This is a genomic window from Aeromonas sp. 600886 (genome assembly GCF_049174935.1).
In the GTDB taxonomy this organism is placed as follows: Bacteria; Pseudomonadota; Gammaproteobacteria; order Enterobacterales; family Aeromonadaceae; genus Aeromonas; species Aeromonas veronii_A.
Map to the genome: position 1 here is coordinate 301,602 of NZ_JAAKUB010000001.1, position 13,893 is coordinate 315,494.

The window sequence follows — 13,893 nt, forward strand, 5'->3', positions numbered from 1 at the left end:
AACCATGTTTATTCTGAAGAACGTCACCGCTGTCCAGCTGGAGCCGACCCGGGTGCTGGAAGGGGTGGATATCGCCATCGAAGGATCGCTTATCAAAGCGGTGGGGCCCAATCTGCGGGCCCTCTACCCGGAGGCCAACTATCGGGAGATGGGCGGCAAGCTGGTGATGCCGGGCATCGTCTGTGCCCACAACCACTTCTACTCCGGCCTGTCGCGGGGGATCATGGCCAATATCGCACCCTGCCCAGACTTTATCTCCACCCTGAAAAACCTCTGGTGGCGGCTCGATCGGGCGCTCGATGAAGAGTCCCTCTACTACAGCGGTCTCATCTGCTCGCTTGAGGCGATCAAGAGCGGCTGCAGCGCGGTGATCGACCACCACGCCTCGCCCAACTTCATCAAGGGCTCCCTGAATGTGCTGCGCAAAGGGTTTATGGAGGCGGGTCTGCGCGGCATGACCTGCTTCGAAACCACGGATCGCAACGGCGACCTCGCCGAGCTGCAGGCCGGGGTGGAGGAGAACATCCTGTTCGCGCAGGCCATTGATGCCGCCAAGGCCAAGGGGAGCGAACCCTATCTGGTGGAGGCTCATATCGGTGCCCATGCCCCCTTCACCGTGCCCGACGAGGGGCTCGCCATGCTGCGCGAAGCGGTACAGGTCACCGGTCGTGGTCTGCATATCCATGTGGCGGAAGACCGCTACGACATGGCCCACGGTCACCACCACTATGGCAAGGAGCCCATCGCCCGGCTGGACGAGTTTGGCCTTGTCGACAGCAAGACACTGATCGCCCACGGCATCTACCTGAGCCCGGCTGACATCGAACTGCTCAACAGCCGCGATGCCTTCCTGGTGCACAACGCCCGCTCCAACATGAACAACCACGTGGGCTACAACATGCACCTGCCGGAGTATCGCAATCTGGCGCTCGGCACCGATGGTATCGGCTCCGACATGCTCGAAGAGCTCAAGTTCGCCTACTTCAAACACAAGGATGCCGGCGGAGCGCTCTGGCCCGACAGCTTTGCCCGGTTCCTCTGGAACGGCAACACCCTGCTGGAGCGCAATTTCGGCGCCAAATTTGGCCGCCTGGAGCCGGGTTACAAGGCCGACCTCACCATCTGCGACTACGACGCACCGACCCCGCTGGCACCGCGCAACCTCGGCGGCCATCTCGCCTTTGGCATGGGCTCATCCTCGGTCAACAGCGTGATGGTCGAGGGGCGCATGGTCTATCAGGATCGCGAGTTCGCCTTTGACGTCGAGCCCATTTATCAGCAGGCCAGCAAGGTGGCGAGCCGCCTGTGGCAACGGATGGATCAGCTGGCCTAAGGCCCCCTCCGCACGTTTGGACTGGATTGCCCGCCCTGTGGATTTTCCCGGCGGCGGGCAGCAAGAGTAAGGACGACACATGATTGAGCAATTCTTCCGACCCGAGCAACTGGGTCAGGCTTTGGAACTCAAGGCCCGCTTTGGCAACGACGCCGTCTACATGGGGGGTGGCAGCAAGCTCAACGCAGCCCCGACCCGCACCGACAAGAAGGTCGCCATCTCGCTGGACAAGCTCGGACTTGGCCAGATTGAGCAGCAGCACGGTCAACTCCACATCGGCGCCACCGTCACCCTGCAAGCCTTCAAAGACGATCCCCGTACCCCGGCCGCCCTGTGCGAGGCGCTGGGGTTTGTCTACTCCCGCCACCTGCGTAATCAGGCCACCCTCGGCGGCGAGATTGCCTGCCAACAGCAGGACTCCCCGCTGTTGCCGGTACTACTGGTCCTCGAAGCCGTGGTAGTGCTGGAGAACAACCAGCTGCAACCCATCGATGCCTATCTGGCCGGCCAGCGCAAGGAGCTGGTGCTGGGGGTGGTGTTGCCGGAGCCCGCGCTGCGCTGCGCCACTCGCCGCATCAGCCGCAACGCCGACGGTCTGGCGGTGATGACCGCCGCTGTGGCCCTCGATGCCCTTGGCGAGATGCGGGTCGCCGTTGCTGGCGTTACACCGCAGCCGATGCGCCTGCGTGATGTGGAGCGCCGCGATCTGCACGATGCCGCGCTGGAGGCGGCCGTGAGCGAGCTGGTTGCGCCCCGTGAGGATCTGGCGGGCAGCGTGAGTTACAAGCGGTATATCACCGGTGTGGTAGTGGCGGATCTGCTGGTGGACTGCCAGCAGCAGGAGGTGCAAGCATGATGGAACTCAACTTTACCCTGAACGGTGCCCTGCGCACCGTCATCTGCAAGGCCGGTGACAATGCCCAGCGGGTGCTGTTCAACCAGTGCCGGATGCACTCGGTGCGCAACAGCGACGACGGCTTCGGCTTCGCCGGCTCCGACGCCATTCTCTTCAACGGCAAGGTGATCAACGCCTCCCTTCTGATCGCCGCCCAGCTGGATGGATCAGAAGTGCGCACCGCCGAGTCGCTGGGCAGCTGGAACCAGCTCAGTCTGGTGCAGCAGGCAATGGTGGATGTGGGCGTGGTGCAGTCCGGCTACAACGATCCGGCCGCCGCGCTCATCGTCACCGACCTGCTTGATCGCCACCCCGAGCCCACCCGTGATCAAATCGACGATGCCCTCTCGGGCCTGTTTCACCGCGATGGCGGTTATCAGCAGTTCTATCAGGCCATCGAACTTGCCTGCTCACGGATGAAGGATCCCGATTACCTGTGCCAGATCGCCCCGGAGTTTCGCGACGATCTGCGCCATATCGGCAAGAGCTGCCCAAAAGTGGACGCCGCCAAGATGGTGCAGGCCAAGCCCTGCTATGTGGAGGATCGGGTTACTGAAGATGCACTGATCATCAAGATGCTGCGCAGTCCCCATCCCCATGCGGTGATCACCAAACTCGATGTGAGCCGCGCCGAGGCGCTGCCGGGCGTCGTGCATGTCATCACCCACCTCAACTGCCCGGATGTGTTTTACACCCCGGGTGGTCAGAGTGCCCCTGAGCCGTCACCGCTCGATCGCCGCATGTTCAGCCGCAAGGTGCGCCACGTAGGTGACAGGGTCGCCGCCGTGGTGGCCGAGAGCGAAGCCATCGCATTGGCGGCCCTCAAACTCATCGAGGTCGAGTATCAGGTGCTGCCAGCGGTCATGAATATCGATGAGGCGATGGCCCCCAATGCACCGATGGTGCACGACGAGCCCATCGTTTACATGGCCGGGGCGCCTGCGGATCTCGAGCAGCAGAACGCCTGCTCGGTGCGCCGCGGCGACGAGCACATGATCATCAACTTCCCCATCGGCTCCCGCCCGCACGAGAACCTGGCCGCCAGCGTCCATGGCCAGATTGGTGACGTGGCCAAGGGCTTTGCCGAGGCGGACGAGATTGTCGAGCGCACCTACGAATCGACCCAGGCCCAGCAGTGCCCGACCGAGCCGCACATCTGCTTCACCTACATGGATGGGGAGCGTCTGGTCATTCACGCCTCTACTCAGGTGCCGTGGCACGTGCGCCGTCAGGTGGCGCGTATCGTCGGCCTCAAGCAACATCAGGTGCACGTGATCAAGGAGCGGGTAGGGGGCGGCTTTGGCTCCAAGCAGGATATCCTGCTGGAAGAGGTGTGCGCCTGGGCGACCAGGGTCACCGGCCGTCCGGTCACCTTCCGCTACACCCGTGAAGAGGAGTTCATCAGCAACACCTCCCGCCACGTGGCCAAGGTGAAGGTGAAAGTGGGGGCCAAAAAAGATGGCACCATCACCGCCATCGAGATGGATTTTCGCGCCAACACCGGCCCTTATGGTAACCACTCATTAACGGTGCCGAGTAACGGCCCGGCGCTCTCCCTGCCGCTCTACCCGTGCGACAACGTGCGCTTTACCGTCAACACCTACTACAGCAACATCTGCCCGACCGGTGCCTATCAGGGTTATGGCGCGCCCAAGGGCAACTTTGCCCTGACCATGGCCATTGCCGAACTGGCCGATAAACTGGGGATCGATCAGCTCGACATGGTGGAGCACAACCGGGTGCACGAAGGGGATATCCTCAAGGTGCTGGGTGCCATCGGCGAGGGCAAGATGCCTACTTCGGTGCCCCACGCCGCCAGCTGCGCCCTCGAGCCCATCCTCAAACAGGGTCGCGAACTGATTGCCTGGGATAGCCCCAAACCCGCTGACGGGGATTGGCGCATCGGTCGTGGCGTCGCCATCATCATGCAAAAATCGGGGATCCCCGATATCGATCAGGCCAACTGCATGGTCAAGCTGGAATCTGACGGCACCTTTATCGTCCACTCCGGTGGCGCCGATATCGGCACCGGCCTCGATACCGTGGTGGCCAAGCTGACCGCTGAGGTGCTCGGTTGCCCGCTCGGCGATGTGCATGTGATCTCTGGCGACACCGACCACGCCCTGTTCGACAAGGGGGCTTACGCCTCGTCCGGTACCTGCTTCTCCGGCAACGCGGCCAAGATGGCGGCCGAGAACCTCAAGGCTAAGATCCTGTTCCACGGCGCCGCCATGCTGGGCGAGCCGGTCGAAGACGTAGAGCTGGTTCACCCGGGGATCGTGCGCGGCAAGCAGGGGGAGGTGACCCTCGCCAAGCTGGCCCACAAGGCCGAGACCGGTACCGGCTTCGGCATTCTGGTGGGCACTGCCAGCTATATCACCTCTGAGCTTGCCTTCCCGTACGGGGCCAACTTCGCCGAGGTGGCGGTCAACGTCAGAACCGGCGAGATCCGCCTCGACAAGTTCTACGCCCTGCTCGACTGCGGTACCCCCATCAACCCGGAGCTGGCCCTCGGCCAGATCTACGGGGCGACCATGCGGGCCATCGGCCACACCATGACCGAAGAGATCTGCTACGACAGCAAGGGTATCCCGCTCACTCGGGATCTGAAGAGCTATGGCGCGCCCAAGATTGGCGACATTCCGCGCGACTTCCGGGCCTTCCTGGTACCGAGTGACGACAAGGTTGGCCCTTACGGCGCCAAGTCCATCTCGGAGATTGGGGTGAACGGCGCGGCGCCTGCCATCGCCACCGCCATCCACGACGCCTGCGGTGTCTGGCTGCGCAAGTGGCACTTCACGCCGGAGCAGATCCTGCGCGAGCTGGGCAAGTTGGAGCAAAAAGTGTCGGCATAACAAAAGAAAAGGTGAGGGGCGGGCGCCAGCTCGCCCCCAGCGCCTGACGGCGGAATGAGTACTCCGCCTACATTCTGTGTGATGGGACAAACACGATGTCTAAAACAACACGCAAGCACTCGGATCTCATTTACGAGCTGGAAGACAACCCCCCGTTTTATCAAACCCTGATGGGCGCAGTGACCCATCTGCTGGCTATTTTTGTTCCCATGGTGACCCCGGCGCTGATCGTCGGCGGCGCCCTGGGCCTCTCCACCGAGATCACCGCCTATCTGGTCTCCATGGCGATGATCGCCTCCGGTATCGGCACCTGGTTGCAGGTGAACCGTTATGGCCCCATCGGTTCGGGGCTGCTCTCCATCCAGTCGGTCAACTTCTCCTTCGTCACCGTGATGATCGCCCTCGGCGGCGCCATGAAAAAAGATGGCATCCATGAGGAGCTGATCGTCTCGACCCTGCTCGGGGTCTCTTTTGTCGGCGCCTTTCTGGTGATGGGCTCCTCCTTTGTGCTGCCCTACCTCAAGCGGGTGATCACCCCGACCGTGAGCGGGGTAGTGGTGCTGATGATTGGTCTGAGCCTTATCAAGGTGGGGATCATCGACTTTGGCGGCGGCTTCTCCGCCATGAGCAGCGGCACCTTTGGCAAATATGAGAACATCGGGCTGGGGCTCTTGGTGCTCTGCGTTATCGTCGCCTTCAACTGCAGCCGAAGCCCGCTGCTGCGGATGAGCGGCATCGCCATCGGCCTGATGGTGGGCTATGCGGTGGCCCTGATGCTTGGCATGGTGGATTTCACCGCCCTTGAGAACCTGCCGCTTATTACAGTGCCGATCCCGTTCAAGTACGGTTTTTCCTTCGATTTTCACGCCTTTATGTTGGCGGGCACCATCTATCTGTTGAGCGTGCTGGAGGCGGTGGGGGACATCACCGCCACCGCCATGGTCTCTCACCGGGATATTCAGGGCCCCGAGTTTCAAAAGCGGCTCTCCGGCGGCGTACTGGCGGACGGTCTGGTATCGGTGATCGCCTCGGCACTCGGCTCTTTGCCGCTCACCACCTTTGCCCAGAACAACGGCGTCATCCAGATGACCGGGGTGGCCTCACGCCATGTGGGCAAGTTTATCGCCGTCATCCTGGTGCTGCTGGGGCTCTTCCCCGTAGTAGGGCGCTTCTTTACCACCATACCGTCACCTGTGATGGGGGGCGCCATGGTCATCATGTTCTCGATGATCGCCATCGCCGGTGGTCGCATCATCATCAGCCACGGCTTCGATCGGCGGGAGACTCTGATTGTCGCCACCTCGCTTGGCCTTGGGCTCGGCGTCTCCTATGACCCGAACGTCTTCAAGGTGCTGCCAGCGGGTATCTACATGCTGGTGGAGAACCCCATCTGCGCTGGCGGCATCACCGCCATCATCATGAATCTGGTGCTGCCGCAAAGCCGCAAACGCAAGGCGGCCGTCAGGGATGCCGAGGCGGTGGAGGTGATCCAGCTGAGCGACAAGCCGGATGTGAGCTTTACCGCCCGCAGTGCGGGCCAGCCATCGGCCAGCAAGGAGGAGGGTTCACCAGAGCCAGTACCCGGGCAGGCGGTGGCGCCACAAGTGGAACGGATCTGACGGTTAAACCGGCAAAAAACGTCAATAGAACAAGAAAAACAGGGAAACGGTTATGAAAAACGACAACTCTGTCAAAGCGGTACGCGGCAGCTTCTTCGATATCACCCGGGTGGTGGATCAGCCCGAGGAGATTGAGTCCAACGCCCGTCTTATCGAGGATGGTCTGCTGATCATTCGCAACGGCTGCATCGACTGGTTCGGTGAGTGGGAGGAGGGCCGTGATCGCATCCCGGCCGAGGTGCGGGTGCGCGATTATCGCGGCAAGATGATAGTGCCCGGCTTTGTCGATACCCACATTCACTATCCCCAGAGCGAGATGGTAGGGGCCTATGGCGAGCAGCTGCTGGAGTGGCTCAACCGCCACACCTTCCCGGCCGAGCGGCGTTACAACGATCTCGAATATGCCCGCGAGATGTCCACCTTCTTTATCAAGCAGCTGCTGCGCAACGGCACCACCACGGCGCTGGTGTTCGGCACCGTTCACCCCGAGTCAGTGGATGCCCTGTTCGAGGCGGCCAGTCGTATCAATATGCGGATGATCGCGGGCAAGGTGATGATGGATCGCAATGCACCCGATTATCTGCTCGATACCGCCGAGAGCAGCTATGTGCAGAGCAAGCAGCTTATCGAGCGCTGGCACGGCAATGGTCGCCTACTCTATGCCATCACACCACGATTTGCACCCACCTCGACACCCGAGCAGCTGGCGATGGCGCGGCGACTGCGCGAAGAGTTTCCCACCACCTATCTGCACACCCATCTGTGCGAGAACAAGGACGAGATCGCCTGGGTCAAATCCCTCTTCCCGGCGCACAAGGGTTATCTCGATGTCTATCACCAGCATGGGCTCACCGGCCACAACTGCGTGTTTGCCCACTGCGTCCATCTGGAAGAGCAGGAGTGGGATTGCCTGAAGGAGACCGGATCCACCATCGCGTTTTGTCCCACCTCCAACCTTTATTTGGGCAGCGGTCTGTTCAAGCTGCACAAGGCGTGGCGCAAGCAGGTGAAGGTGGGGATGGGCACCGACATCGGCGCCGGCACCACCTTCAACATGCTGCAGACCCTCAACGAGGCCTACAAGGTGATGCAGTTGCAGGGTGAGCGGCTCTCGGCCTATCAGGCCTTCTATCTGGCCACCCTGGGCGGCGCCCATTCGCTGGGGCTGGACGAGAAGATCGGCAGCTTTGCGGTGGGCAAGGAGGCGGACTTCGTGGTGCTCGACCCGGTCGCCACCCCGCTGCAGCAGCTGCGTTATGACAACTCCACCACCCTGCGGGACAAGCTCTTTGTGCTGTTGACCCTGGGGGATGACAGATCCATCTACCGCACCTACGTGGATGGCCAACTAGTGCATGAACGGGGGTAGGGGCTGGAGTGGGCTGCCGCGGCGCAGCCCCAACGAATACGGCGGCTGGCGTGCCCCACAGGGGCGCCAGTCTTGCCGCACCACAGGGGATCTCCCCGCATAGAACGTGAAATGGCCCGGTTTTTTTGACCAGCAAGGCAAACGTTTGAGTCAAGGCTGCCTGCCCTGGTCTGTCTGTCGCATCCTCTGCCACCATCGCCTATTTCTTATCAGACTGGCGTTCGGCAGACCCGCAGATCCTGTCGCCATTTCGTCATGGAACATTCAGGCGCGTGTGAAGGAGTTGGGTATGACCCAAGCAAACAGCAGGACAAACAGCGTGGAACAGCTGGCCAATGATGACGCCAGCCAGAGCACAGCAAAGCAACAGCCGCTCACGGCTCTTGATCGCTACTTTATGATCAGCGAGCGGGGCAGCAATGTCAGACAGGAGGTTCTGGCGGGCCTCACCACCTTCCTTGCCATGGTCTACTCGGTGATCGTGGTGCCGAGCATGCTCGGCAAGGCGGGCTTTCCTCCCGGCGCCGTGTTTGTCGCCACCTGTCTGGTGGCGGGGTTCGGCTCGCTCTTGATGGGGCTCTGGGCCAAGCTGCCGATGGCCATCGGCTGCGCTATTTCCCTCACGGCGTTTACCGCATTCAGTCTGGTGCTGGGGCAGCAGATCCCCATTCCGGTGGCGCTGGGGGCCGTCTTTCTGATGGGGGTACTCTTTACCGCCATCTCGGTGACCGGGGTGCGTAGCTGGATCCTCGACAACCTGCCGATGGGGATTGCCCACGGTACCGGTATCGGGATCGGTCTCTTCTTGCTGCTTATCGCCGCCAACGGGGTGGGGCTGGTGATCAAGAACCCGCTTGAGGGACTGCCGGTGGCGCTGGGGGCTTTTACCTCCATGCCGGTCATCATGTCCCTGATCGGCCTGGCGGTGATCTTCGGGCTGGAGAAGCTGAGAGTACCGGGGGGGATCCTGCTGGTGATTATCGCCATCTCTATCTTCGGCCTTATCTTCGATCCGGCGGTGAAGTATCAGGGACTGTTCGCCCTGCCGAGCCTCTCGGACGATCAGGGCAAGTCCCTCATCTTCAGTCTGGATATCATGGGGGCCCTCTCGCCGCTGGTGTTGCCCAGCGTGCTGGCGCTGGTAATGACGGCGGTATTCGATGCCACCGGCACCATCCGCGCCGTGGCGGGGCAGGCCAATCTGCTCGATAAGGATGGTCACATCATCAACAGCGGCAAGGCACTCAGTGCCGACTCGGTCAGCAGCATCTTCTCCAGTCTGGTGGGGGCGGCTCCGGCTGCCGTCTATATCGAATCGGCGGCGGGCACGGCGGCGGGGGGCAAAACCGGCCTGACCGCGACCGTGGTCGGCGGCCTGTTCCTGCTGATGCTGTTCCTCTCGCCGCTCTCCTATCTGGTGCCCGCCTATGCCACCGCACCGGCCCTGATGTATGTGGGGCTCTTGATGCTGAGCAACGTCACCAAACTCGATTTCGATGACTTTGTCGGGGCCATGTCCGGGCTGGTGTGCGCCGTCTTTATCGTGCTCACCTGCAATATTGTCACCGGCATCATGCTCGGCTTCAGCTCGCTGGTGATCGGCCGCATCTGCTCGAAGGAGTGGCACAAGCTCAACGTCGGCACCGTGGTCATCGCCCTGGCGCTGGTGCTCTTTTATGCTGGGGGGTGGGCTATTTAGGGATAACCCGCCCGTTTGGGGCCGCACTGGCGGCCCCATTTTTATGCCTGTTATTTTTAGCCCGCTCATGCTGACTATCACGTCTCGGCCGTCTCCGAAGTTGGGGGGGTATCGCGATACCATTTTGATAAATCCTCCTACCAGATTGATAGGCTCCCACCCTTGCTCTTCTCGCTCTGCCGCTTTTGTCACCGCTGATGTGCCCCGTTTGCTCAGGGGCTGCCCCTGGCTTGTCGCTTCGGGCCAACAAAAGCGGGCTAGATGGGATCCCCTTCACACTTCTCCCCATTCTCCTGACGATGGCGGGAAACAGGCGCATATCTTGCTGTTTTTTATGCCGGTTCCAGATTTTTCCATTCGAAAAAGGACTTGCATATGTCCATAGGATTACCGCTCAAGCGGGTGGATGCCGAGGCCAAGGTGACCGGCAGCGCCCGCTATACCGATGACAACATCATGCTCGGGATGCGCCACGCCAAGTACGTGCGAAGCAATATTGCCCACGGCAAGGTGCTTGCCATCGATGCGACCGAGGCGCTGGCCCTGCACGGGGTCGAAGCCGTGTTTACCCATGAAGATGTCCCCACCACCTGTTTTCGCACCGCCGGTCACGCCTGGTCTCTCGATGAGGCGAAACGGGATGTGAAAGACCGCCGTCTGCTCACCGACCATGTACGCCACTTCGGCGATGGCGTCGCCATCGTGGTGGCCCGGGATCCGCTGGTGGCCGAGAAGGCTGCCGCCTTGGTCAAGGTGACCTACGAGCTACTGCCGGTGATGACGGATGCCGAAAGTGCCCTGGCCGACGGAGCCTATCCCATCCACCCGAGCGGCAATCTGCTGCGCCAAAGCCAGCTTCGTGCCAATGATCCGGAGCAGGCCATTGCGGCGGCCGATCTGCAGTTTCAGGGGCACTACCGGACGCCTGTGGTGCAGCACTGCCATCTGGAGACGGTGACCTGCTACGCCTACATGGATCAGCCGGACCACATCATAGTGGTCAGCAGTACCCAGATCCCCCAGATAGTGCGCAGCCGGGTGGCCAAATCCCTCGGTCTGCCCTGGTCGAGCGTGCGAGTGATCAAGCCCTATATGGGCGGCGGTTTTGGCAACAAGCAGGATGTGCTGGAAGAGCCGATGGCCGCGTTTCTGAGCTACAAGCTTGGCGGCGTGCCGGTCAAGGTGACCTTGAGCCGGGAGGAGTGCTTTTTTGCCTCCCGCACCCGCCACGGCTTTGCCATCGATGGCAAGATGGGCCTCAACCGCGATGGCACCCTTAAGGGGTATCAGCTTGACGTGCTCTCCAACACCGGCGGCTATGCCTCCCACGGCCACTCCATCGCCAGCGCTGGGGCCAACAAGATCAGCTACCTCTATCCGCGTAGCGCCTTTGGCTACGACGCCCAAACCTTCTACAGCAACCTGCCCACCGCCGGTGCCATGCGCGGTTACGGCGCGCCGCAGGTGATTTTTGCCCTCGAATGCATGCTGGATGACGCCTGCGCCGAACTGGGGCTGGATCCGCTTGATGTGCGCATCGCCAACGTGGCGAGGGAAGGGGACGTCAATCAGGTCAACCAGAAGACCATCTACAGCGCCGGGTTGCCCGACTGCCTGATCCGTGGTCGCGAGATGTTCGAGTGGGATCGGCTCAAGGCCGAGTGTCTGGGGCAGGATCCGGCGAGCCGGCTGCGACGCGGCATCGGGGTTGCATGCTTTAGCTACGGCTCCAACACCTATCCGGTGGGGGTTGAAATTGCGGGCGCCCGCATGCTGCTCAATCAGGATGGCACTGTCAATTTGCAGATCGGTGCTACCGAGATAGGGCAGGGATCGGATACCGTCTTTGCCCAGATGGCGGCCCAGACATTGGGCATTCCGTTTGAGCAGATCCGGGTCATCTCGACTCAGGATACCGACATTACCGCCTACGATCCGGGCTCGTTCGCCTCGCGTCAGAGCTATGTGGCGGCCCCCGCCATTCATCAGGCGGCGCTGCAACTGCGGGCCCGCATCCTCTCGCTGGCAGCCCAGCTCTGCCATCAGGATGTGGGATCGCTCACCCTGATCGACGGCTACGTGGTGCTGGCCGGTGCGCCGGACAAGGTGCTGATCAGCGTCGCCGAGGTGTCGGTCAACGCCTACTACCACCTCACGATCGGCGGCCAGATCACGTCGGAAGTCTCCCACAAGACCACCACCAACCCGCCCAGTTTTGGCTGCACCTTTGTCGATCTCAGCGTCGATATCGATCTCTGCAAGGTGACCATCAATCGCATCATCAACCTGCACGATGCCGGCAAGATCCTCAATCCACAGCTGGCGGAGGGGCAGGTGCATGGCGGCATGGGGATGGGGATCGGCTGGTCGCTGTTCGAGGAGATGATCATCGACGCCAAAACCGGCGTGGTGCGCAACCCCAACCTGCTCGATTACAAGTTCCCCACCATGCTGGATTTGCCCGAGCTGGAATGCGACTTCGTGCAGACCTACGAGCCCCAGTCGGTCTATGGCCACAAATCCCTGGGGGAACCGCCCATCATCTCGCCGGGCCCGGCGATCCGTAACGCCATTCGCATGGCGACCGGGGTGGCCATCAACGAGCTGCCCATTACCCCCAAGACCCTGTTTCGGGAGTTTGTCACGGCGGGTCTAATTGGCGAGGGAGCAGGGGAGGAGCAACACCATGTTTGATATTGCCCGTTACTACAAGGCCCGCAGTGTGGCCGAGGCGGTCACCCTGCGTCAGGCTGACCCCGAGGCGCGTTTGCTGGCAGGCGGCACCGATGTGATGATCCAGCTGCATCACCTCAACGCCGCCTATCGTCATATCGTCGATATTCACGACTTGCCCGAACTCAAAGGGGTGAGCGAGCTGGCTGACGGTTCTATCCGCATCGGCTCCGGCACCACCTTTACCGAGCTCATCGAGAACGAACTGGTGCAGCGCCGCCTGCCGATGCTGGCCGAGGCGGCCGCTACTATCGCCGGCCCGCAGATCCGCAACGTCGCCACCTATGGCGGCAACATCTGCAACGGCGCCACCAGTGCCGACTCGGCGGCGCCTACCGTCGCGCTGGAGGCCGAGCTTGAGATTGCTGGTCCTAACGGCACACGCCGCATCCCCATCGCCGGTTTTCATACCGGCCCAGGCAAGGTTGCGCTGCAACCGGCGGAAATTCTGGTGGCGTTTCACTTTGCCCCGGACTCGCACCCCCATGTGGGCTCCCACTACTTCAAATACGCCATGCGCGATGCCATGGATATCGCGACCATCGGCTGCGCCGCCTACTGCCAGATTGAGGATGGTCACTTCAAGAGTCTGCGGCTGGCCTATGGGGTGGCGGCACCGACACCGGTACGCACGCCTCACGCGGAAGCTGCGGCCGAAGGGCAACCGCTGACTCGCGCCACACTGGCAGCCATTGCCGAGGCGGTGGTAGCCGATGTGGCGCCGCGCTCCTCCTGGCGGGCGGAGAAGGAGTTTCGCCTGCACCTTATCAAAACCCTGGCGCAGCGGGTGGTCGCCTGCGCAGTCGAACGTGCCGGAGGCAAGATCCTATGATGCAACCGCAAAGCTGTCCCGCAGTGGAGATCCAGTGCGAGATCAACGGCAAGCCTTACTCCTATGCAGTGCCGCCCACCATGTCGCTGCTCCACTTTCTGCGCGGGCAGGGGCTTATCAGCGTGAAAGAGGGGTGCAGTGTCGGTGAGTGCGGCGCCTGTACCGTGCGGGTGGATGGCACGGCTATCGACAGCTGCCTCTATCTGGCGGTCTGGGCCGATGGCAAATCCATTCGTACCGTGGAGGGGGAACGCAAAGGTAACGAGCTCTCTGATGTGCAGCAGGCCTTTATCGACGAGGGGGCGGTGCAGTGCGGTTTTTGCACCCCAGGCCTGGTAATGGCGAGCGCCGCCCTGCTCGACAAGACCGAGCGCCGTCCGCTGACCGATGCGGAGATCCGCCGCGGGCTATCGGGCAACCTCTGCCGCTGTACCGGTTATCAGAACGTGGTACGGGCGGTGAAGAAGTGCTGCAAAGGGTGATAGTTCGGGTGCCGTGAGTGGTGCATGCTGTTGTGTGAGAAAGGAAATCAAGCCGCCCAAAAACACAGGCCCGCCT

General features: G+C 61.8%; 9 protein-coding genes. All 9 read left to right on the top strand.

Annotation, left to right across the window (positions count from 1 at the left end; translation table 11 throughout):
• Positions 1-4: 4 nt before the first annotated feature.
• Positions 5-1,333 (top strand): putative aminohydrolase SsnA, encoded by a 1,329-nt coding sequence (gene ssnA, locus G5179_RS01400; RefSeq protein WP_421257719.1) that lies wholly within the window; start codon positions 5-7, stop codon positions 1,331-1,333.
• A 79-nt stretch (positions 1,334-1,412) separates the two neighbouring features.
• Positions 1,413-2,189, top strand: coding sequence for a molybdopterin-dependent oxidoreductase FAD-binding subunit (gene ygfM, locus G5179_RS01405; RefSeq protein WP_421257720.1), 777 nt, complete (start codon positions 1,413-1,415; stop codon positions 2,187-2,189).
• Positions 2,186-5,083, top strand: a complete 2,898-nt coding sequence (locus tag G5179_RS01410; RefSeq protein ID WP_421257721.1) for a molybdopterin-dependent oxidoreductase Mo/Fe-S-binding subunit — start codon at positions 2,186-2,188, stop codon at positions 5,081-5,083. Before ygfM ends, G5179_RS01410 begins: the two co-directional genes overlap by 4 nt.
• Before the next feature lie 95 nt (positions 5,084-5,178).
• Entirely contained in the window at positions 5,179-6,702 is a 1,524-nt protein-coding gene (locus G5179_RS01415) for a nucleobase:cation symporter-2 family protein (RefSeq protein WP_421257722.1), read from the top strand.
• Positions 6,703-6,754: 52 nt separating this feature from the next.
• On the top strand, positions 6,755-8,071 hold the full coding sequence (gene guaD, locus G5179_RS01420; protein WP_219263853.1) for a guanine deaminase: 1,317 nt from the start codon (positions 6,755-6,757) through the stop codon (positions 8,069-8,071).
• 397 nt (positions 8,072-8,468) lie between these two features.
• The gene (locus tag G5179_RS01425; RefSeq protein ID WP_180343373.1) at positions 8,469-9,770 is read left to right on the top strand and encodes an NCS2 family permease; all 1,302 of its coding nucleotides are present in this window, start codon (positions 8,469-8,471) and stop codon (positions 9,768-9,770) included.
• 375 nt (positions 9,771-10,145) lie between these two features.
• Positions 10,146-12,464, top strand: coding sequence for a xanthine dehydrogenase molybdenum-binding subunit XdhA (gene xdhA, locus G5179_RS01430; RefSeq protein WP_421257723.1), 2,319 nt, complete (start codon positions 10,146-10,148; stop codon positions 12,462-12,464).
• Complete coding sequence (xdhB, locus tag G5179_RS01435) at positions 12,457-13,335, top strand: xanthine dehydrogenase FAD-binding subunit XdhB (protein ID WP_421255159.1); 879 nt, start codon at positions 12,457-12,459, stop codon at positions 13,333-13,335. The genes xdhA and xdhB overlap by 8 nt, the downstream gene beginning before the upstream one ends.
• Entirely contained in the window at positions 13,332-13,817 is a 486-nt protein-coding gene (gene xdhC, locus G5179_RS01440; protein WP_005336775.1) for a xanthine dehydrogenase iron sulfur-binding subunit XdhC, read from the top strand. The genes xdhB and xdhC overlap by 4 nt, the downstream gene beginning before the upstream one ends.
• The last annotated feature ends 76 nt before the right edge of the window (positions 13,818-13,893 follow it).